At 54.4% G+C, this 21,222-nt stretch carries 17 protein-coding genes; 7 read left to right on the forward strand and 10 right to left on the reverse strand.

Annotated elements, in window-relative coordinates:
- Window positions 1–75: 75 nt before the first annotated feature.
- The 3 genes from DYU11_RS00005 to DYU11_RS00015 all read right to left on the reverse strand — a co-directional run bounded on the left by DYU11_RS00005 (window position 76) and on the right by DYU11_RS00015 (window position 3,451).
- On the reverse strand, window positions 76–363 hold the full coding sequence (locus DYU11_RS00005; RefSeq protein WP_119665603.1) for a hypothetical protein: 288 nt from the start codon (window positions 361–363) through the stop codon (window positions 76–78).
- Window positions 360–1,877: a glycosyltransferase family protein gene (locus tag DYU11_RS00010; RefSeq protein WP_119665604.1), complete on the reverse strand. Its 1,518-nt coding sequence runs from the start codon at window positions 1,875–1,877 to the stop codon at window positions 360–362. Before DYU11_RS00010 ends, DYU11_RS00005 begins: the two co-directional genes overlap by 4 nt.
- 74 nt (window positions 1,878–1,951) lie before the next feature.
- The gene (locus tag DYU11_RS00015) at window positions 1,952–3,451 is read right to left on the reverse strand and encodes a hypothetical protein (RefSeq protein WP_119665605.1); all 1,500 of its coding nucleotides are present in this window, start codon (window positions 3,449–3,451) and stop codon (window positions 1,952–1,954) included.
- A 148-nt stretch (window positions 3,452–3,599) separates the two neighbouring features.
- On the opposite strand from DYU11_RS00015, the gene DYU11_RS00020 reads away from it, so the two are divergent.
- Together DYU11_RS00020 and DYU11_RS00025 are read left to right on the forward strand one after the other, a co-directional pair.
- Window positions 3,600–4,982: a glycosyltransferase gene (locus tag DYU11_RS00020; protein WP_119665606.1), complete on the forward strand. Its 1,383-nt coding sequence runs from the start codon at window positions 3,600–3,602 to the stop codon at window positions 4,980–4,982.
- Window positions 4,982–5,572 carry a GAF domain-containing protein gene (locus tag DYU11_RS00025; RefSeq protein WP_119665607.1) on the forward strand — a complete coding sequence of 197 codons (591 nt, stop codon included), beginning with the start codon at window positions 4,982–4,984 and terminating at the stop codon, window positions 5,570–5,572. Before DYU11_RS00020 ends, DYU11_RS00025 begins: the two co-directional genes overlap by 1 nt.
- On the opposite strand, the gene DYU11_RS00030 is transcribed toward DYU11_RS00025, so the two are convergent.
- From DYU11_RS00030 to DYU11_RS00045, 4 genes are all read right to left on the reverse strand, one after another.
- A complete protein-coding gene (locus DYU11_RS00030) occupies window positions 5,573–6,379 on the reverse strand; it encodes a PdaC/RsiV family protein (protein ID WP_119665608.1) in 807 nt (268 codons plus the stop codon).
- A 96-nt stretch (window positions 6,380–6,475) separates the two neighbouring features.
- Window positions 6,476–7,210 (reverse strand): LytR/AlgR family response regulator transcription factor, encoded by a 735-nt coding sequence (locus tag DYU11_RS00035; protein ID WP_119665609.1) that lies wholly within the window; start codon window positions 7,208–7,210, stop codon window positions 6,476–6,478.
- Window positions 7,211–7,304: 94 nt separating this feature from the next.
- Window positions 7,305–8,420: a sensor histidine kinase gene (locus DYU11_RS00040; protein WP_199736674.1), complete on the reverse strand. Its 1,116-nt coding sequence runs from the start codon at window positions 8,418–8,420 to the stop codon at window positions 7,305–7,307.
- A gap of 160 nt (window positions 8,421–8,580) precedes the next feature.
- Entirely contained in the window at window positions 8,581–9,237 is a 657-nt protein-coding gene (locus DYU11_RS00045) for a histidine phosphatase family protein (protein ID WP_229365641.1), read from the reverse strand.
- Window positions 9,238–9,274: 37 nt separating this feature from the next.
- Between DYU11_RS00045 and DYU11_RS00050 the strand changes: the two genes are divergently transcribed.
- The 3 genes from DYU11_RS00050 (at window position 9,275) to DYU11_RS00060 (ending at window position 15,671) form a co-directional block, all read left to right on the forward strand.
- Window positions 9,275–9,691 (forward strand): hotdog fold thioesterase, encoded by a 417-nt coding sequence (locus DYU11_RS00050; protein WP_119665611.1) that lies wholly within the window; start codon window positions 9,275–9,277, stop codon window positions 9,689–9,691.
- Between the two features lie 242 nt (window positions 9,692–9,933).
- Window positions 9,934–13,944: a hybrid sensor histidine kinase/response regulator transcription factor gene (locus DYU11_RS00055; protein WP_119665612.1), complete on the forward strand. Its 4,011-nt coding sequence runs from the start codon at window positions 9,934–9,936 to the stop codon at window positions 13,942–13,944.
- A gap of 449 nt (window positions 13,945–14,393) precedes the next feature.
- Window positions 14,394–15,671 (forward strand): isochorismate synthase, encoded by a 1,278-nt coding sequence (locus tag DYU11_RS00060; protein WP_119665613.1) that lies wholly within the window; start codon window positions 14,394–14,396, stop codon window positions 15,669–15,671.
- Window positions 15,672–15,875: 204 nt separating this feature from the next.
- Here the strand turns inward: DYU11_RS00060 and DYU11_RS00065 are convergent, their stop codons facing one another.
- Window positions 15,876–16,061 (reverse strand): hypothetical protein, encoded by a 186-nt coding sequence (locus DYU11_RS00065; RefSeq protein WP_119665614.1) that lies wholly within the window; start codon window positions 16,059–16,061, stop codon window positions 15,876–15,878.
- 20 nt (window positions 16,062–16,081) lie between these two features.
- On the reverse strand, window positions 16,082–16,342 hold the full coding sequence (locus tag DYU11_RS33415; protein ID WP_199736639.1) for an adhesin: 261 nt from the start codon (window positions 16,340–16,342) through the stop codon (window positions 16,082–16,084).
- 182 nt (window positions 16,343–16,524) lie between these two features.
- On the opposite strand from DYU11_RS33415, the gene DYU11_RS00075 reads away from it, so the two are divergent.
- Window positions 16,525–17,568: a glycoside hydrolase family 130 protein gene (locus DYU11_RS00075; protein WP_119665615.1), complete on the forward strand. Its 1,044-nt coding sequence runs from the start codon at window positions 16,525–16,527 to the stop codon at window positions 17,566–17,568.
- A 40-nt stretch (window positions 17,569–17,608) separates the two neighbouring features.
- Window positions 17,609–20,608, forward strand: coding sequence for a S9 family peptidase (locus DYU11_RS00080; protein ID WP_119665616.1), 3,000 nt, complete (start codon window positions 17,609–17,611; stop codon window positions 20,606–20,608).
- Here the strand turns inward: DYU11_RS00080 and DYU11_RS00085 are convergent.
- Window positions 20,605–21,084 (reverse strand): response regulator, encoded by a 480-nt coding sequence (locus DYU11_RS00085; protein WP_119665617.1) that lies wholly within the window; start codon window positions 21,082–21,084, stop codon window positions 20,605–20,607. The two genes, DYU11_RS00080 and DYU11_RS00085, sit on opposite strands and share 4 nt — an antisense overlap.
- Window positions 21,085–21,222 lie beyond the last annotated feature (138 nt).

Raw genomic sequence — 21,222 nt, forward strand, 5'->3', positions numbered from 1 at the left:
GGGAAAACGCCACGCTCGCTAGGAACAGTAAGTAGTTCCCCGGCGAGCGTGGCGTTTTCCCGGCGCCCGTTGCGTTTAGATGTAGTTTCCCACCAGTTCCCGCCACTCCTCCTCCAGCGAACCGCTGAAGACCGGAGCCTTGGCCCGCCGGTACCAATACCCCGCGTTCCACTGATCGCCTTCTTTTCGGTGGAGGTAAGCGTGCAGCCGGTCATACTCGGCCACCCCCTCGCGGCTTTGTGCAATATCATGAGCTTTAGCCCACTGATCACCGGCGTCATACCAGAGCGCTTCAAGGATTGGATGGAGGCCCGCAGGAGGCTGAGGTTGGCCGAGTGTGGTGGTAAATTCGTCGACAGTCATGGCAGTGCTTGTTTGAGATACGTTTCGTAAGCCGGGGTTACGTAGATCGTGTATGTATTTAACCGAACGGCGCGGTAGGGTTGTTTCATCACCCGGGGCAGCCGGTCGCCCAACCTCTGGAAATCGTCGTTTGGAATAATAGCCAGATCCGCCTTTTCCCATTGTTTGTCCGTCGGCCAGATGTTGTAGTGTTTGTGAAAAAATGGAATCAGGAAATCAAACACGTACACGCTGGAACGGGCCGGAATAGCTTTCGCCAGCCGCTCAACCACGGCCACATCCGAATCGGGCAGCAAGGGCATCTTCTGCGGATCGAAGCGATACATAAAGGTATCGTGCAGAATGGTACCAAGCCGAAAATCAGACCGGGCAACGTGAACAATCGGCAGTTGAATTATAAATAAGCCGGCTGCCAGCGCTACAGGCTGCCAGGTCGGTGCCGGAGTCACCTCATCTTCGAACACCAGCCACACCATAGCTACATAGCACACCGAGAACGCATACATCAGCACGAACCGCGGTGGCCACGTCAGCGAGACCAGATCGAAGGCGGGGTTGGTGCCGTAATAGTGCGACCCCTGTACCCAGTTCGATGCCAGCAGTGCCCCCTGTGCTACGGCATAAATCAGCAGCAGACTACCCACCTGCCGAAACCCGGTGCGGTAGAGCACATACAACAGCAAGAGGAATGAAGGCAGCAACAGCAACAGGTTATTCAGGAGCAGGCGCAGGTTCCGGGCCACGAAATCTGCCTGGTAAATACCCTCCCTAATGATCTGTAAGGCCTGCTGCAGGCGAGGCTCCGGCTCGGCCGCGTTGTTTTTGTACGACAGAAACAGCATACCCGCCACAAACACCAATGCCCAACCACCCACAATGAACCAAAAGCGACGGCGGGTCAGAATACCAAAAACGGATTGTGTGGTTCGGTGTACGTACTGTACGCATACGTACGCCAGGTGAATACCGCCGGCCAGCAACGCGCCATCTTCCTTTACCAGCACGATCAGAGCCGCGGTCAGCAGGAACCACCCCGTCCAGCCATCGAAGAGTGCCAGCACGAACAGAATAGCCAGCGGATAGTACGTCAGCTCCGGGTGCCAGCCAAAGCCGGGGTGATCGTTGAACCAGAACCAGACCGGCCCGAACAGCATGACTGCCAGGGCCACCCAGGCGAACCAGCCGGTGTTACGTCGGCTCACCTCCCGCAGGAGCAACGTATAACTGAGGAGATACAGCCCAATCAGGACTATGAACGCCCCATAGGCCCCCAGTACGTAGATCAGCGGCCCCCAGAGCAGCATGGCGTAATTGTTATGAATCCGGTCGTCGTACCCCCAAACGTTCTCGTACAGTACCGGACGGCCATCGATCCAGCTACACGACAGTTGCAGAAAGGCGTACATGTCGTTGTAGGTGTAGTAAAGCGACTGAAACCGAATGACTTTAAAGGTCAGAAAAAGTAATAGCAGCACGCTGCTCACGATGGTCAAACCAATCCATCTCCGCGTCATAGGCAATGGGAATTCCGTCAAATTAATGTAGTGAACACTAAGAGAACTATTTTTTGGGGCAACTGGCCGTTTTGTCAACGAATGCACTGTTTTACGGCACGTTTGTAGGGAGCCGACACGTACAGGTTATACGCCTTAAGCCGAATGACCTCATAAGGCTCCCGCATCGGCAATACCTTCCGTAACCCCTGCGGATCGTCGATGGGCAGCAGCGCCACATCAGCCGGGCAGTACTGATTGCCCGTCGGCCAGATGCCGTAATGCCGGTGAAAAAACGGCACCAGAAAATCGAATGCAAACACATTGGAGCGGGGTGGCAACTGATCGGCCAGGCAACGTATTATGGCCAGATCACCGGGCTGGAGATACGCCGGATTCTTTTCGGCATAATACCGCCCCCGCACCGTAGCGGCCCATTCGCGGGGCGTCGGAAAGTCCGGCCGGGCCAGGTATAGCAATGGCAGCTGCAACACGAACAACCCTCCCCCAACCAAACCCACCGGCCACTTTACAACGGACTGAAAGCCTCCCCCCAGTTCGTAGAGAAGAGTGGTCAGGAAGGCGGCCGAAAACGCCCAAAGCAACACGAATCGGGGAGGCCAGGTCAGCGAAACCATCGAAAACAACGGCTGGCCATAGTAAAGCGAACTCTGCACAAAATTCAGCCCAGTCAGCACAGCGACGCCCGCCAGCCACATTACCAGCGCTTTGCTACCGATGCCTCTTCCCAAGGCTTTGCCAAACCAGAGCAGCAGCCCCAGCACCGGCAGCAGCAACAGCACCGACTGCCCGACCAGGATGAGCATCTGCCGCCAAAACGCCAGTTCCCCGCTACCACTACCAATCAGGTTCAGAGCCTGTTGCAACCGGGGCTCTGCAAAGTTGTTTTTGAACCCCAGCCAGACCATACCCAATACGAATACGCAGCCCCAGCCCAGGCCGATCAGCCAGAACCGCGGCTGCGTGAGCCATTGCCACAGTGGTCGCTTCGGCTGGTCGCGCATGAACCTGACTCCGTCGTAGGCGAGGTGGATCAGCGCACCCAGTATAGCCCCGTCTTCTTTGATCAGCACGACACCCAAGCCTGCTGCGATCGCAGCGGGGCGGCTTGCTCCGCTGAGGGCCAAAGCAAACAGAAGAGCTGCAGGCAGGTACGTCAGTTCGGTATGCCAGCCAATGTTCGGGTGATCGTTGAGCCAGAACGAGACCGGGCCCAGCAGCATCGTACCGAGCAGGGCGTACCGGGCCCAGGGTGGTACGGACCGACGGGCCAATCGTTCATTAACGAGCCCGTAGCTGATCAGCAACAGCGCCGTCTGGACCGCAAACAGGCCATACACACCGAAGAACCGGCAGAGCGGCCCCCACAATAAAACCGTGTAGTAATTATGAATTTTGTGATGATAGCCCCAGATATTCTCGTACATAAACGGGCGACCGTCCATCCAGCTGCACGACATCTGCAAAAACGCATACATGTCGTTGTACGTATAGGCGAGCGTCTGGAAGCGTAGTACTTTAAAAGCAAAAAAAGCGAGCAGAAACAGCCCGATCCAGTAAGTTGAGCGTTGCATGGGCGGTATTAATGCTAGGCGCAAACATAATAGTTTCGGATTGTATCTACCGAATTCTAAAACAACAACAACTGAATGGTCCTTTTTTTTATACTTGCGTAAGTATCGACCGACCTTTTCATTACTCAATACTTTAACATCACCCACCATGAACGGCCCGGAACGCGATCGCTGGATACGGCGTAATCGCTTTTATTACAAGAGCCTGCTTGAGTTCTTACGGTACAATATTCCCGAAAACCGTTCAGTCCTGGAAATTGGCTGTGGAACCGGCTATGTCCTCGACCAGCTTCGTCCTGGCCACGGCGTTGGCATTGACCTGAATCCGGCCTTTATCGAACACGCCCGCCAGCAGTACCCACAGTATACGTTTCTCGTTGGTGACGCCAAGCACCTGGATGTTCTGGATGAGCAGTTCGATTATATCGTCCTCAGCGATACCATTGGCGCCTTCGACGACGTACAGCAGGTTTTCGCGCAGTTGCACCGGGTTTGCCGACCCGATACACGTATCCTTATTACGTATAAAAACTTTCTGTGGACGCCGATTCTGAACCTGGCCGAAGCCCTGCGTCTGAAGATGCCTGAAGATCGGCAAAACTGGCTCGACCGGCAGGATATTACCAATCTGCTGGAAGTGGCCGACCTGGACGTTGTCCGGACGGGTCGGAAAATTCTGATGCCGCGCTACATCCCCATCCTGTCCTGGCTGCTCAATCGCTACGTAGTTAATCTACCGCTGATCAACCGGCTGGGCCTGCTCACCTTTCTGGTAGCCCGAAGCGTACGTGGACTTAAACCTGCGTCAGACTACTCCGTCAGTGTGATTGTGCCCGCCCGCAACGAACTCGGGAATATAGAAGCCATTGTTAACCGAACCCCCCAGATGGGCCGGCGTACCGAACTGATTTTTGTGGAAGGTAACTCGACCGACAACACCTGGGGCGAAATCAACCGGGTTTGCCAGCAATACGGTCACCTGCGCGACATGAAGTGTGTTCAGCAGGATGGCCGAGGCAAAGGGGATGCAGTACGCAAGGGTTTTGCCATGGCAACCGGCGACATTCTGATGATTCTGGATGCCGACATGACCGTGCCGCCCGAGGACCTGCCCAAGTTTTTCGACGCCATTGCATCGGGTAAAGGCGAATACATCAACGGAACCCGGCTGGTTTATCCGATGGAGAAGGAAGCCATGCGAACCCTGAACCTGATCGGCAACAAGTTTTTCTCCATGGCGTTTTCGTGGCTGCTCAATCAGCGTATCAAAGATACCCTCTGCGGCACCAAGGTGCTGTCGAAGGCCAACTACGAACGGCTGATTGCCAACCGCTCCTATTTCGGCGACTTTGACCCGTTCGGCGACTTCGACCTGATTTTCGGCGCGGCTAAACTCAACCTGAAGTTTGTTGAAATTCCGATCCGGTACCGCGCCCGTACCTACGGCGAGACGAACATTTCGCGATTCAAACACGGGTGGCTTCTGCTGAAGATGACCTTCTTTGCCCTGAACAAGATAAAATTCGTCTGATGAAAAACGAGAACAGTTACCGCCAGAATACCGTAGTCGGTGCAACGCCAAATCCGCTGATGCCCGAACCCGATGCCATCGACGAGGAATTTGCGGAGTCAGCTAACCAGATTCTCAGCAACGCGGTCGAACTGGTACGCACCCTGATCGGGGCGCATCAGGCTGCCATTGCCATTGTCATTGATAAAGACTGGCATTACGTCCGGAAGTACTTCTCTTTATCTGAAAAGTACAGCGCCTGGGCCGACTATAAGACACCGGCCGTCGGGTTTGGCACCCACGCCTGGTTACTGGAATACAATCAACTGGTGCGGTATACCCAGGCAGAGCTGGAAGCCCATCCGCACTGGCATAATTTCGGCACCGAAAGCGCTAAGCATCCGCCCATGCGGGGCTGGATGGCTGTTCCCCTCGTTGACAGGCAGCAGAAGAACTGGGGACTGATTCAGGTATCGGATAAATATGAGATGGGTCCGGCAGAAACGAACTTCGACGAAGAGGATGAAGTTCGTTTTCAGCAATTTGCTACGTTAACCTCACAGGCGCTGGATGCCATCTGGGAAGTTCGTAACCTGAAAAAAGCGAGGTAATCAATCGGCCTGCCAGTCGTCGTTCAGGACAGTCTGTAACTGGCTGTAGGGTACCGTCACTTCGATGGGGCCCACCGCATAGGCGGCAATTTCATACGGATTGTAGTAAAACAGCAGGCCATCACGAGCCAATGCTACGTTAGCGGGCAGGAAAAATTTGCCGTCGCGCAGAAAGTAGCCGCGTTCTTCCAGGTTGTACTGGGGGAGCAGATCCTGGTGTTTCCGGAACGCCTTCTCCACGATGCCAAGCAGCGCCGTTGTGTCGGTGACGAGATCCGTCAGAGACAGCGGCTTACCCGTCGTCCGGTCGAAGGTATACAGACTGGTGCTGGAATTTGGGTGAGCCCCACCCGTATAGGCATAGGCACTTAGCTTGACACTCAGAATTTTCGAGTTGGCATGGAGCGTATCACCTTTTGTCTGCAACTCCCAGCAGCCACCCAGTGCGCCAATGTCATTGGCCATGCTGTCGTAGCTGGCAGCCAGCAGGGTAGCGGCTTTGTTCAGATCGGTCTGGGCATCGGGGTGTTGAGCAACCGTTGCACTGTCGAGCCAGCTTGTTATGCTTTTGGCAGCCAGGTCGCGCAGGGCCGCATTGATAACACGGCCCGCATCCGACTCGTCACGCAGCTGGAAGTACGATACGGATACCGTTATACCCCGGCGGGTGGCCGTATCGCACTTACTTTCACCGGTAAAATTGTACCGCTGGGGCTCCAGAACGGGTGGATTTGGATTCGTAACAGAGTGGCAGGCCGTCCAGTAGATAGACGAGCAAAGAAAAAAAGCCCATAGAAAATACCTCATGCAACGACACCGGCCCCCTAAAAAGACCGCTTTTAGGGCTATAAAAACAATTTGTCTGGTAATATGACAATTTCTGTAACCGGTTTCGTCCGATTGTTACAAACTTAGTAAATCTTTGAACCGAATTGCCTGCCTCCGACTAATTTCGATTTTATCACCACCGCGTAACGTAACCAGCAACCCACCACTAAACCAGGGCTCGATTTTCTCGATCCACTGCAAATTGATGATGTGCTTGCGGTTAGCGCGGAAGAACGTAGCGGGGTCCAGTCGATCTTCCAGCGCATTCAGCGACTTAAGTACCAACGGCTTCTGATCGTCAAAGTAGAGCCGGACGTAGTTACCCATCGATTCGAACAGTCGTACTTTACCTAGTTTGACAAACCAGCACTTTTCGCCGTCTTTGACAAAGACCTGATCATTTTCGCCGAGGATCTTGGTGGCCGTATCCCGGGGAGCGCCGGCCGGCTCATGCACGTGCTGCTCTTCTTCTACCCGGTGGATAGCCTCCGACAGCCGGGCCAGTTCGACGGGTTTGAGAAGGTAATCCAGTGCATTGAATTCAAACGCCTTGATCGCGTACTCATCGTAGGCAGTCGTGAAGATAACTTCAGGGGTTTTGCCTTCGATGGACTGAAGCAGTTCAAAGCCATTTTTACCCGGCATCTGAATGTCGAGAAAAAGCAGTTCGGGCTGCATGTCTTCAATCATGGGCAGGGCCTCGTCGGCGTTGGCAGCCTCACCAATGATCTCAATTTTAGGGAAGTTATCCAGCAAGCGACGCAATTCATTACGAGCCAGGCGCTCGTCATCAACGATAAGTGTTTTCATACTTTAGTTTTACAAGTTGCTGATCAGTGAACCGCCCCCCCACCCCGACAGGCTCAATACGTGGCTGTCGACGATGCAGGAACTATCCACTGCTTCACTGGCTTAGGGACTGATCAACCGATTTTCGGAATATACTATCTGACTGGATTGGAATAATGATGTCGGCCCGAACGACGTTATCGTCTTCCTGCACAATGTCAAAACTGGCTTCAGGTCCATAAAGCAGATCGAGCCGCTGCGACGTATTTTTCAGCCCGAATCCGCCCGATGCTTCCTTATCGCCCAGCATGCCGGTATTGCGGATGATGATGTGCAACTGATCGGTCATGTTGGTGCGCGATCCGGAGCCAGACGACGCTTCATCGCGGGAGATAACCGATGAACGTACTTCCACGAACCCGCCACCCACCGCTTTCGATACGCCATGCTTGATGGCATTTTCGACTAGGGTCTGGAGCATCATGGGCGGCACCTGCCAGTAGAGCGTGCGCCCGTCGAGATCGATGCGCGATTTGAGCCGGTCTTCATACCGGACCTGCTCGAGCGCCAGGTAATCCTCGACGGTTTTGATTTCTTCGCGAAGTTCAACGGTTTTGCGCCGATCGGCCAGCAGTGAATTTCGAAGCAGGTTCGAGAGCTGCGTAATACCCTGCTGGGCTTTGTCAGGGTTTTCGTACACCAGGGCCCGAATGCTGTTCAGCGCATTGAATACAAAGTGCGGATTCAACTGCGATCGGAGTACTTTAGCTTCGGTTTCGCGAATCGATGTTTTAAGCAGGATTCGCTCAATTTCGGCGTTGCGGCTTTGTTCGAAGTAATGATACGTCGTGTAACTCAGTACCCAGGTCAGCATGGACTTCCCGAAGCTCAGTAAATAACCCAGCACAACGGCGGGTTCGTTCGTGAACATTTCGGGCATCAGTTGTCGATCGGCGGGCAGATTTACTACCGTCATAATCATCGACAGCACAAACACCGATACCAGCACCCGGGGGGCTAGCCGGAAAAACGGCAACCGTACCCAATTCCAGCGTTTGATCATCAGCCGGTAGAGGTGCGTCAGGGTAATGCCGAGCAGAATATTGGCAATGCCCAGATAAAACATATCCGGGTCAAACCCAAAATCCAGCAGATAGGTGAGGTACTCCACACCAATGAGGAGCGTCCACCCAAAAACTTGGCAAAACCAATATATTTTTTGCTTTGATATATCCATTCCTTACTTAACCCTTTTTCGGTTAATAAGCGAATGTACAATTTTTCACCCTAAACCGTCTGATAAATACACCAGCGGGCAAATAACTCAATAACGTTACGTATCGAATGATGAGAGAAATAAATAAACGTATGCTAATGCAATCAATCGACGATCAGGCGAGGGCCAGCGTCAGCAGGTGCGTACTGTCGTTAGCCAGTTCAATAACGCACGCCTTCGTATCGTACTCATAGCGGAGCTTGTAGAGGCAGAGGTTACTGTGTTCAAACTGGTCCATGTTAGCCAGCGACCGTCCCGTCAGCCACGACAGCAGAATACGCATGGCCCGGCCGTGCATCGCTACGAGCACCGGCTCTTCGTCGGGCCGCGAGAGAATGGTATCGATGGCGGGCTTCTGGCGGGTAGCCACCTCCTCAGGACTTTCCCCGCCGTCGGTTGTCAGGCTGGTTTGGCCGGCCGCCCAGCTTTCGATCAGGTTCCGGTAGTATTCGTTGTCGATGCTGTTGGGCACCTTACCTTCCATTACCCCCCAGCTGATTTCGTTCAACCCAGGCAGGATCTCGTAGGACAACCCGAGTTCAATGAATGGCTCTACCGTCTGATACGTCCGCTTGAGCGATGAGATATAGATCTTACTGAACGGGACGTGCTGATACGCCTGAAAAAACGCCATAGCCTGAGCGCGGCCCATGTCATTCAGATCCGAATCTACTCCGCTGCCCTGTACGATTCCCCGCCGATTATAATCCGTCTCGCCATGGCGAATCAGATATATAGTTTTTTGTCGCAAGCCGTTAGCTTTGTCTTCCATAGAAATTGGGTGCAAAAATACGTAAAACCTCCTCATTATGAAAGCAGGCTTCGAATTAGCTAACCTTCAGTTCATTCACAACGACTCCATCGTCAAGCATTTGGGCATCGAGTTTACCGAAGCCGGTGAAGGCTATCTCATTGCCCGGATGCCGGTCGATAGCCGCACTCACCAGCCCTTTGGCATTCTGCACGGCGGGGCGTCGGTCGTGCTGGCCGAATCGCTGGGCAGCGTGGCTTCTTACATGATGCTGCCCGACCCGACCAAACAACAGGCCGTTGGGCTGGAGATCAACGCCAACCACATCCGGGCCGTCCGCGAGGGCTGGGTCTACGGCCGCGTCACGCCGATTCATGTTGGTCGTACAACACACGTCTGGGACATCCGTATCACCGACGAACAAGCGCGTCTGGTCTGCGTCAGCCGGCTGACCATCGCCATCATTACGTCCTGATTTACCAGCTTTTCGCCTGCTTTCCTGCCTTTATTCAGGACGTATCGCCTGCCGGTATAGCTGCGTTGGCCCGGCAATACGTAAGGTTTTTCCATTGCTGCGAATACGTTATATTTGTTAAATAATGGTACCTGCCGGGTAAGCTAACAGGAGAGATTGGGCTGGGTTTGGATGTATTCGGCACAGTAGGCAACCACGTTTCTTGCCATGGTCGCAGGTATCTGCGTTCTAGCAATGACAGTATGGCGTTTTTTTACCGATTCTATATTTTTTTAGTTTTTTTCACAGCATTCGTCACGACTGCGTTCACCCAGCCGGCAAATGAGTCGTTCAGGCATCTGTCGGCGAAGGATGGACTATCGCACAATTCCATCAATTGCATTCTCCAGGACCGTGATGGGTTTCTCTGGTTTGGTACCAACGACGGTCTGGATAAGTACGATGGGCATACCTTTACGGTTTTCCAGCCGAACCCGGCCCAGCCGACGCACAGCTTTCAGGGCAATCAGGTAATGGGCCTGTGTGAGGACCGCAACGGACACATCTGGGCGGTCACCATGAATGGCGGTCTGCATGAACTCATCAAAGAAACCGGTCAGGTTATCCCTCACCCGATTCATGTTGCCACCCATGCCAGCTGGTGGAATGCTCAGTGGTCGATCTGCATGGATCACGAGGGTCTTTTGTGGATCAGCACCTATGGAGGTTTAGCCCGCTACAACCCCACTACCCATCATTTCAGCTTGTTTCCATCACCCGAGACCGAGCTTCCGCTACGGTCGGTGTTTGAAGATCGGCAGCACCGGCTCTGGGTGGGTTCGCTCAGAGGCCTGTACGTATTTGACCGGAAAACGGCCCGCTATTCTCTTGTTCCTCTGAATCAACCCACTGATCATCAACCTTTTTTTGTTGCATTCTTCGCCGATCGGAACGATACGTTATGGCTGGGAACGGTCGGCGATGGCCTGTTCCGAATCAATTTGCGCGATCCGGCCCTCCGGCTGACTCCGTATAACCCGGGCGGGCAGATCAACCGGTATATTTTTCTGAACGGAATTCAACAAGACCGAAACGGCTACGTGCTGGTGGGCACAAACAACGGTCTGCAACGCATCAACCCGAAAACCGATCAGGTAACTACGTGCCGGGCTGATCCGGAAAAGCAGGGCTGCCTCAGCAGTAACAACGCCCAGGCGGTCTTTCTGGATCGCAGTGGTACGCTGTGGGTCGGCACCGACAACGGCATCGACTGGCAATCGGCCACCCCAAAACAGTTTAATGCATTCCGGGTAACGCCGAATTCGGGCGAGGTGCATATGCTTGAGAACCGGGTCAATACCGTAATTCAGGATGATCAGGCCACTGTCTGGTTTTCGAATTTCAACAAGGTTCACCAGCTCGACCTCCGCCAGAATCGGCTCACCAGCCTTGATCCTAGTCGACTAGGAACGCGGGGAACGTATACAAACTACGTTTGCTCGCTGCTTCCCGATGGTCCATCGGGCGTATGGCTGGGTACCTGGGACGCCCTTTACCGGTACGACAACCGCTCGGGCCGGCTTACAACCTACCCCTCGGAAATACCGGCTCAGTTCATTAGCCGCAGCCCGACGGGTCAGATCTGGTTCGGGGGCGAAGGCGGACTGGCTTCCTTTGATCCGCGTACCGAGCAGTTCACATTCTTTAAGTACCGGCCGGGCGACGTTCGGCTCCTCGACAAGTATGTGTATGGGATACTGGCCAGTCGGACGGGCGATGTGTGGGTCTCCATCAATGGGAAAGGCGTCAGTCGGCTTTCGCCCAAAACCGGCCGCTATCAGCACTACCTGGCCAGCCGCCGTCCCGGGCAGTTAAACGACAACGTCGTGCTGACCTTCTACGAAGATGCCAATCATATCATCTGGCTCGGCACCAACCAGGGGGGACTTAACCGATTTGATCCCAAAACCAACACGTTTTCCCAGTTTACAACCCAGGACGGCCTCCCCAGCAATAATATTGTCGGCATCGTCGGCGACAACGCCGGTCGGTTGTGGCTTAGCACAAACCGGGGTCTTTGCCGATTTGACCCACGTACGAAAGTCATTCGGAACTACGATGTCAACGACGGCCTGCCGAGCAACGATTTTTTACCCGGTGCCGTCTTCCGGAAAGGCAACGTACTGTATTTCGGCAGCCTGAATGGATTTGTTCATTTTGATCCGGCTGCCATACGGGATAATACCCAGCCGTTTCCCGTGCACATCACGGGTTTTAAGGTGCTGGATAAAACTGTGCCGGTTACCAGCCGACACATTGACCTGAATCACGACGAAAATTTCCTTTCCTTCGAGTTTGTCGCCTTGACGTACGGGATGCCGGAACGCAATCAGTACACGTTCCGGCTGGAGAATGTTGATAAAAACTGGGTCAAAAGTGGTAATCGTCGATTCGCCAGCTACACAGACCTGCCCCCCGGCAATTATACCTTTCGGGTCAAAGCCGCGAACAGCGATGGCATCTGGAACCAGGAGGGCACCGCCCTGCAACTTACCATTCATCCGCCCTGGTGGGCCAGCTGGTGGGCATACGGCCTCTACGCGCTGCTGTTTGCAGGCGGTATCTTCGGGCTTGTTCGGGCGTATACCAATCGGCTGAAAGAGCGGCAGGAAATGGAACTGCAACGCCGGGAATCGGAGCAGCTGAAACAGATCGACGAACTGAAAACGCGCTTTTTTTCCAACATCACGCACGAACTGCGCACACCACTTTCACTGATCATAAGCCCGGTTGAGCAACTGGCCCAGAACACCACCGTACCCGAGCCGGTACGTCGGCAGTTGACTGTTGTCGAACGCAACGCGCAGAAACTGCTACGGCTGATCAATCAGTTACTGGACTTATCCAAGCTGGAAGCCGGTCGTATGGACCTTGATGAAGCCCGGGGCGACGTAGCGGGTTTTGTGGAGCAACTGATCGACTCGTTCCGCCCGGCGGTGGAACGGAAAGGCATTACGCTCACATTCATCAACCGGTACCCCAATCGGAACGAAGCCCTGTTTGATGCCGATAAGTGGGAAAAAATCCTGTACAACCTGCTGTCGAACGCCTTTAAATTCACCTCAGCTCCCGGATTGATTCAGGTCGAACTCTGGGAATCGGCCGATCAGCAGGTAAGCATACGCGTGTCTGATACAGGCATTGGTATTCCAGCCCAGGCTCAGCCGCGCATCTTTGAGCGCTTTTATCAGGTCGACGATTCCCGGACCCGCTCGTACGAGGGCACTGGTATTGGTTTGTCGCTGGTGAAGGAACTGATCGACATACTCGGAGGTACCATTCAGATGACGAGTCAGGACTCCCCAACCGCCGTCGACCGGGGAACAACGTTTACGCTGACGTTGCCCATCCGTCAGACCGAAGCAGAAACGATTGACGCAACCTCCGTGAAAGCTGCCACCGACTTCATTAAGCCCGTTTCCTCCGACGCGCCGGTGCTCACTACGGCTGGTCTCGCCGACGAAACCGCTCCCCTGATTTTGATCGTTGAAGATAGCGACGATTTGCGCGAGTTCGTCGCCAACGAGCTAAGCCGTGATTACCGCGTGCTGACGGCCGCCAATGGCCGGGCAGGTTGGGAAATAGCCCGGCAGGAACTCCCCGATGTGATCATTACTGATCAGATGATGCCGGAGATGGACGGTCTGGCGCTGACCCGACAGTTAAAAACTGATCCGACTACCAATCACATTGCGGTGGTGATGCTCACGGCCCGGGCTTCGCAGCAGAGCCGCCTTGACGGGCTGGAGCAGGGTGCCGATGATTATATGTCGAAACCGTTCAACCTCGACGAACTCCGACTCCGGCTGCGTAACCTCCTCGACCGGCAACGGAAACTACAGGAGCGCTACCAGCAGCAGCTCACCTCCGTCGACACTCCGCTGAAAGTGGACCAGATTGAGGATTCGTTCCTGAAAGAAATCTACCAGCACATTGAGGAACGGCTGGACGACTCTCAGCTAACCGTAGAAAACCTGGCGTTGATGAGTAGCATGAGCCGCCGGACGTTACACCGTAAGCTGACCGCCCTCACCAACCTATCCGCAAACGACATTATTCGCAATTACCGTCTGCGCCGGGCTACCGATTTTTTGCGGGCCGGACACAGTGTTTCCGATACCGCCTACCGGGTTGGTTTCGATAACCCAGCGTATTTCACGACCGTCTTCAAACAAGTCTACCAACGTACCCCGAGCGATTTTATAGGCAAGTAGTCGACTAAAAACAAGATTCGGTGACCTTCTACTCAATAATGTCCCTTTTTTTCGGCACCCTGTCCCAAATTCAAAAGCCGCTGTCCCAAAATTGAAAGGCTGGGTCGGGCAATCCTCGTATGTTTGATGCACTTCCACACCAGGGTTCAACCTGTCCTCTAAACTTTGGGAAAGTTAGCCCAGTCCGTTACGAATCGTGCTGACTGGGCTTACCACCCAACCACACAGACCCCGGTCTGTTCGTGCGCTCTTCTGACCAATTCTATCCAGCACCCAACCTCGGTTCCGACTCTGCTGCTTACGGTCGTAGGCAGCAGAGCTTCGGAGCTGACAAGCGTGAGCGCATCCTGAACAGACGTTCCGATTGGATTTCATCCTTATCTTTCGCACAAATTTTCCAGACAAATTGTTATCCTCATAGCCGACCTTCACCGGGCCGGTCGTTGGCTATGCAATCTGACTTATCAACGATAACCGTAACCGCTCCGCATACCGTCGCTGAACCCACGGCGACCCACTTCTGGGAATCAGCCCGGCAACTGGGCTGCCCGGCGGCTTTGTGGCGGCTGCCGAATCAGCAGGACAAGCACCTGATCATTCACCTGACCGACGTACTGCCCCGGGTTTCGGCCGACCTTGAAGAACTGCCGGCCGGTTTTGCCGTCAGTCCGTTTGACAACCTCGACAATGGTCCCGATAATCCGGCCCGAACGCTCTTTCTGCGGGCCGACGTTCACGTAGTATTCTCGGAGGGTACGATAACACACCTCAATTACGCAGCCGGAAACAAGGCTGAAGCGCTGCGGCAGTCGGTCGCTGAGCAGGCCAACCGTCCGCGCAAACCGCGACCCACACGGATAGCCGGTAAGACTATTGCCGATGGCGACGCGCAGCAGCTGTACGAACAGAACGTAGCTGAAGCAGTGGCCGAGATGCAGCAGGAGCACTTTCGAAAAGTCGTACTGTCGCGGACCAAGCGGGTTGAGTTTGATCATACTCCGGATGTGGTTGCCCTATTCGACAAACTGTGCCTGGCTTATCCGACGGCTTTCGTATCGGCGGTCTTTTTGCCCGAGCGGGGGCAGGTCTGGATCAGCGCTACTCCTGAGCGGCTGGTCAGTGTCGACGACAAGGGCGTATTCCGAACCGTATCGCTGGCCGGAACCCAGTCGGCGTTCGATGCAGCCGGGCAGCCCAAGCGCCCGTCGGAAGCGATGTGGTCGCAGAAAGAAATTGAAGAACAGGCGCTTGTTAGCCGTTACATCATTGAATGCTTTAAGAAGATTCGGCTACGTGAATACCTGGAAGAAGGCCCCAAGACGATTGTGGCCGGGAACCTCATGCACCTGGGCACCCGGTTTACGGTGGATACGCAGGCCGTTCGGTACCCACAGCTTGGTACCGTAATGCTCCGGCTGCTTCACCCCACGTCGGCGGTGTGTGGTATGCCCCGCGACGTGGCCTATGACTTCATCCGGACCCATGAGCCGCATGACCGCGAACTTTACAGCGGTTTTCTGGGGCCGGTTAACGTAACCACTGAACATAGCGGCCCGGAGAGTCACCTGTTTGTTCACATCCGCTGCCTTAAGCTGGAGGGTAACGTAGCAACCTTATACGCCGGTGCCGGCCTGACCGAGGATTCGGTTCCTGAACGGGAATGGCAGGAAACCGAAATGAAATGCCAGACTCTCCTGAACGTGCTGGCTACCCAAAAAGACTCGTAATATTGACTCCGAGCAGCCTTTGCGTATGATCCCAATCCGGCCTGGCGCACCGCTCCGAATGGGGCTTTCGTTGCTACGGTCCGAAGACAGCTTAAGCAGCATCGCCCCCCTTCATCAAGTTTAAATAAGCAGTATCAGAACAAAATAACAGCCGGTCGGCCCGCACTATCGCTGGATAGTGCGGGCCGACCGGCTGTGCAGCGTTTACTGGTTGTCAAAATCGGCTCCTTCGGCCGGGTTTTCGGTTGCCCGTGAACCTTCTTCGGTTGTCCGATCGCCCTGGGCACTGGCGGCCGACGACTGTGTTTCGCTATCGGGCGCGGTGCCTGCGTTATCACCTTTCGATGAATAAGACTCTTCCTGTTCCTGCGTTGTTTCAGCTGGCGTCATTTCGTAAGGGGTTGAAGTGATTAATAGTACGAACGGAGCGTTGTACCATCGTCGTCCAGATCATCATCTACGTCATCGTCGAGATCTTCGTCCAGATCGTCATCATCGAGATCGTCTTCGTCCAGATCATCTTCACTGATGTCGTCTAAATCATCTTCGCCGTAGCCGCTGGTTGCGCCGGAGCCGGTATCGTCATAATCGGCCCCTTCCCGATCCGGGGTTAACATCAACACATCGTCAAGTACATCCACGTCGTGGTTTAGATTCGCTGGGTGCAACATAACTGAGAAAAATTTGATGGTTCGCCTAGAAAATTACAACACTTAACCCAACCTACCGACGAAGGTTTGAGCCCTTGAAAAAATATTTGATTGAATGGCCCGGACGGAGTTGGCCGTTGTCGGTTTACTGAATACCGCTTTCAGAAATGTTAGTACGGTGCATAAACCGTAAGCCAATCCGTATGAAGAAGTATTCGCTCCGGCGTCTCTCTGATCAACCCATTTTGCAAACCAGCGACGTAAAACCTTCCATCGATGGATTCTCCGTACTGGGAGCCTTCAACCCGGCGGCCTGCCGGGTTGGCGATGAAATTATCCTTTTGTTACGCGTAGCAGAAGCCCCCATTGCCGAAAAGGGCTGGTTGTCTATTCCTATCATCGAAGAATCCGACGGGGTTCCGCAGCTGGTTGTTAAAACGTTTCGAGCCCCAACAGACGACCACGACCCGCGGGTCATTACCCTCGACGGCCATGTGTACCTATCGTCGCTCAGCCACCTCCGGCTAGCCCGCAGCCGCGACGGCATTCATTTCGAGATAGACGATAAACCGTTTATGTTTCCGACCCGGATGGACGAATCGTTCGGTATTGAAGACGCCCGGGTTACGTTCCTGGAGGGCAAGTACTGGATTACCTACACGTCCGTGTCGACACATGGACCAGGTGTTGGCCTGGCTGTTACGTCCGATTTCAGGACCGTCGAACGCATGGGTATGATTCTCCCTCCACCCAACAAGGACGTAGCCCTTTTTCCGGAGCGTATCAACGACAAATACATGCTGCTGCACCGGCCCATGGTGTCAGACATCGGAAAGCCTTCTATCTGGCTGGCCGAGTCGGTCGATGGCGTTCACTGGGGAAATCACCAGTTTCTGTTCGGTGCATCGGGGGCCGACTGGGAGTTTCAGAAAATCGGCGCTGGACCGGAGCCAATCCTGACCGACGAAGGCTGGCTTGTTCTCTACCACGGCACCAGCCGGTCAACGGAATACTCACTGGCCCTGGCCCTTCTCGACCGCGATAATCCGGCCCGCGTGATTGACCGCTCCACTACACCGCTGCTCAGCCCGGAACTCCCCTGGGAACGCGAGGGCTTCTTCCCGAATGTCGTTTTTTCAAATGGCTGGGTGCAGGCCCCGCCCGCCAGCAACCGGCCTGACTCAATCTGGGTGTATTACGGTGCTGCTGATTCTGGCGTCGGATTAGCCGAATTAGTACAGGAATAACGCTAAGATTTTGTATCTTCGCTTTTCCTCAGTAGAAAATATGGCCTATCGTACATTTTTTACAATCTTTTGCACTTTAGCAACCCACTTACTGTTTGCGCAAACTGCCAAACGCCCACTTGTTCATGCGGATTATGACCGTTGGCAAAGTGTTCGTTTCGAAAAACTTTCGGACAACGGCCAATGGATTGCTTACCAGATCGACCCTCAGGAGGGCGACGGCATGCTGCACGTTACCCGCGCAGCCCAAACGCAGCCGACCGGCGGTATGGTTCGCCCTACGTATTCATTCCCACGCGGCTATCAGGCTCAGTTTACACCCGACAGTAAATTTCTGGTAGCAAAACTGAAAGCACCGATTGCTGACACCCGCAAGGCGAAACTCAAAAAGAAGAAGGCAGACGATATGCCTAAAGACAGCCTGCTGGTGCTGAACCTGGCTACGGGAGAAGCCACGAAGCTGCCAAACCTGAAATCCTTTACGTTTGGAAAGGAAGGCGGTAGCTGGCTGGCTGTTCTGCAGGATGCCAACGCACCCAAACTGTTGACAGAAGCCAAAGCAACCTCTAAAAAAGACACGCTGACGCCTACTCAACCGACCTCGGCAACGTCGGCCACCGCTTCGTCGGCCCGAAGAGGTAAGAAGCTGAAAGGCGATGACCTGACACTCCTGAACCTGGCCGATGGTACCCGCAAATCGTTCCGCAACGTATCGAACGTAGTCATTTCCGACAACGGCCGCACGATCTTCTACAGCAAGGAAATCTCGGATTCGCTCCGGAAGTCAGCCACGGTGGTGCCGGGTGTGTACCGGTTTGATACCGACAAACAAGCCGAAGTGCTGGTTGACACAAACTCGCGGATGAAACAATACAAAGGGCTGGTCGTCGATAAGGCCGGGCAACAACTGGCGTGGATGGCGTCAGCCGATTCAACCGGGGCCGACGTACGGGTCTTTTCACTGTATTACAAACCATTGCAGGCACCGGTCGTCGCTAAAGGCAAACGCGCCCGGCCGGTTAGTAACGAAACGCGGGTGCTGGTCGATACCGTATCCAAAACTCTGCCGAGAGGCTGGTCGGCCAACGAATTCCGCGAGCCCAGATTCAGCGACGATGGTACGCGTCTGTATTTCTCTACGGCCCCTATTCCGCCCCGCGCCCGGAAAGACACGTTGACGCCCGACGACGAAAAAGTTAAAATGGACGTCTGGAGCTGGACCGATAATCGCCTGCAGCCCATGCAGCAACGGCGGCTTAAAGAAGAAAAAGAACGTGGCTTCCTGACCATGTGCGACCTGGCTCCGGGGAGTCCAACATATGGCAAGGTAACATTACTGGCCAACCGCGAAGTGCCAACCGTTACGTTCGATACCAAAACCAACGCGCGTCACCTCCTTGGCCTGAGCGACCTGCCGTATCAGGTGCAGGCGTCCTGGGACCCGGGCCACACGGATTTGTACCTCATTGACACGCAGACCGGCGAGAAAAAGAAAATTGCCAACGACATTATGGCCTCCGATGTAAAGCTGTCGCCGGGCGGCCAGTATGCCATCTGGTTCGACGAACGCGACTCGCTCTGGCGGGCCTGGTCGGTACAGGCCGGCAAACGGATCGACCTGACCCGAGGCCTGCCGGCTAAGTTTTTCGACGAAGAACACGACACGCCCAATCTGCCCGGCAGCTACGGTGCCGCCGGCTGGACCAAAGGTGAGCGCTACGTCTGGCTTTACGACCGCTACGACATCTGGCAGATTGACCCAACCGGCCAGCAGAAGCCGGTAAACCTGACCAAAGGCTGGGGCCGCCAAAACCGGGTGCGTCTACGGGTAGCTGACCTTGACGATTCACGCGGATCACGCACGCAGGGATTTACCAGCGAGCAGTTCATTGACCCGAATGAGGAGCTGTATCTGACCGGTTTCTGGGAAGATGACAAACATACCGGTATTCTGAAAGGCACTGCCCCCGCTAAAGGAGACGTTGCACTTACGACTGTAGCCAGCAGTAACCACCGGTATTTTGGGCTCAGCAAGGCTAAAAACGGAGCCACGATGACGTATTACCGTGGCAATTTTCAGGAGCCGATCAACCTGTATGTTACAGACACGACCTTCCGGACCCCGGTGCAGCTGACCCGTGTCAATCAGCAGCAGGACAGCATCCGCTGGGGCAGCGTCGAACTGGTGAAATGGATTGGTACCAACGGGGTGCAGCTGGAAGGACTGCTTTACAAACCGGAAGGATTCGACCCGGCCAAAAAATACCCGATGCTGGTGTACTATTACGAACGTAATACGGAAACCCTGAACGACTACCGCGCTCCGGCGCCGAGCCGTTCAACGATCAATATCCCGTACTGCATTTCCAACGGGTACCTGGTCTTTGTACCGGATATTATTTACACAACCGGTCAGCCCGGCCCCAACGCCTACGATTGCATCGTGCCGGGGGTACTGAGCCTGATCAACCGGGGCTTTGTTGACCGCGAGCGCATCGGTCTGCAGGGGCAGAGCTGGGGAGGTTACCAGACGGCCTACATCGTTACGCGTACCAACATGTTCCGGGCCGCCATGGCTGGTGCTCCCGTAGCCAACATGACGAGTGCCTACGGTGGCATCCGTTGGGAAACCGGTGTGGTCCGGCAGTTTCAGTACGAGAAAACGCAGAGCCGCATCGGCGGAACGCTCTGGGACAAGCCGATGAACTACATCGAAAACTCGCCCCTGTTCTTTGCCAATCGGATAGAGACGCCCCTGCTGATGATGCACAACGACGCCGACGGAGCCGTGCCCTGGTATCAGGGCATCGAGATGTTTACGGCGCTGCGCCGACTCAACAAGCCGGTCTGGATGCTGGTCTACAACGGCGAAGGCCACAACCTGACCCAGCGCCATAATGCTAAAGACCTGAGCATCCGGATGTACCAGTTCTTCGACCATTACCTCAAAGACGGCCCGGTGCCCGTCTGGATGAAAGAAGGACGTACCGCCGTTGAAAAGGACCGGGGCGAAATGAAGTACGAAATCGGCGACAATTAACCGTTCTGGCCGGGCAGCGTCACAGTTTCCCACCAGTATTGACGCATTGACCGGAAATAGGCCAGCCACTGGTCAAACGATGAGGGTTTAACAATGTAGGACGTACCGCCGTAGCGATACAGTTCGTTGATATCCTCCTGTAAATTTGAATAGCTGAACACAACGACCGGCATCCGGATGTAGGGCGAGTTGGCCTGCTTGATTTTTCGAAGCAGCACCCACGACTGCTCTGCATCCGGAAGGTACAGATCCAGCAGCATTATTTTAGGCAGACTGGCCTGATTGGTCAGGCAGTGGGCCAGATACGTTTCGGCTTCTCCGGCAGTTGAAACCCGCAACGCCCGCACTTCGGGCAGGCATTGTTCAAGCGCTTCCTGAATTAATGACCAATGGTCGGCATTATCTTCAACGACCAGTATGCTGGCTTTATAAAAATTCTGTTTTACTGTCGATCTTCCCGAAAACTGATCATTCATAACAGAATGGGATAGTTTGTTTAACATTTAGTGAAAAGTAGATCGTGCTGTAAGACCAACTCATCAGACTAACAACTATCTCAAACAAACACAGTTTGTTCTTTTGTGTTTTATCGAACAGACCAGTAAGTCGATACT

This window comes from Fibrisoma montanum (assembly GCF_003583365.1).
GTDB classification, from domain to species: Bacteria; Bacteroidota; Bacteroidia; order Cytophagales; family Spirosomataceae; genus Fibrisoma; species Fibrisoma montanum.

Excerpts from the sequence above, each read along its gene's own strand:
- DYU11_RS00045 (WP_229365641.1), bottom strand. The coding sequence starts at position 9,237 with ATGGAAGACAAAGCTAACGGCTTGCGACAAAAAACTATATATCTGATT.
- DYU11_RS00035 (WP_119665609.1), bottom strand. The coding sequence starts at position 7,210 with ATGAAAACACTTATCGTTGATGACGAGCGCCTGGCTCGTAATGAATTG.
- DYU11_RS33415 (WP_199736639.1), bottom strand. The coding sequence starts at position 16,342 with ATGTTGCACCCAGCGAATCTAAACCACGACGTGGATGTACTTGACGAT.
- DYU11_RS00080 (WP_119665616.1), top strand. The coding sequence starts at position 17,609 with ATGGCCTATCGTACATTTTTTACAATCTTTTGCACTTTAGCAACCCAC.
- DYU11_RS00065 (WP_119665614.1), bottom strand. The coding sequence starts at position 16,061 with ATGACGCCAGCTGAAACAACGCAGGAACAGGAAGAGTCTTATTCATCG.
- DYU11_RS00075 (WP_119665615.1), top strand. The coding sequence starts at position 16,525 with ATGAAGAAGTATTCGCTCCGGCGTCTCTCTGATCAACCCATTTTGCAA.
- DYU11_RS00020 (WP_119665606.1), top strand. The coding sequence starts at position 3,600 with ATGAACGGCCCGGAACGCGATCGCTGGATACGGCGTAATCGCTTTTAT.
- DYU11_RS00005 (WP_119665603.1), bottom strand. The coding sequence starts at position 363 with ATGACTGTCGACGAATTTACCACCACACTCGGCCAACCTCAGCCTCCT.
- DYU11_RS00055 (WP_119665612.1), top strand. The coding sequence starts at position 9,934 with ATGGCGTTTTTTTACCGATTCTATATTTTTTTAGTTTTTTTCACAGCA.
- DYU11_RS00025 (WP_119665607.1), top strand. The coding sequence starts at position 4,982 with ATGAAAAACGAGAACAGTTACCGCCAGAATACCGTAGTCGGTGCAACG.
- DYU11_RS00085 (WP_119665617.1), bottom strand. The coding sequence starts at position 21,084 with ATGAATGATCAGTTTTCGGGAAGATCGACAGTAAAACAGAATTTTTAT.
- DYU11_RS00060 (WP_119665613.1), top strand. The coding sequence starts at position 14,394 with ATGCAATCTGACTTATCAACGATAACCGTAACCGCTCCGCATACCGTC.
- DYU11_RS00010 (WP_119665604.1), bottom strand. The coding sequence starts at position 1,877 with ATGACGCGGAGATGGATTGGTTTGACCATCGTGAGCAGCGTGCTGCTA.
- DYU11_RS00015 (WP_119665605.1), bottom strand. The coding sequence starts at position 3,451 with ATGCAACGCTCAACTTACTGGATCGGGCTGTTTCTGCTCGCTTTTTTT.
- DYU11_RS00050 (WP_119665611.1), top strand. The coding sequence starts at position 9,275 with ATGAAAGCAGGCTTCGAATTAGCTAACCTTCAGTTCATTCACAACGAC.
- DYU11_RS00030 (WP_119665608.1), bottom strand. The coding sequence starts at position 6,379 with ATGAGGTATTTTCTATGGGCTTTTTTTCTTTGCTCGTCTATCTACTGG.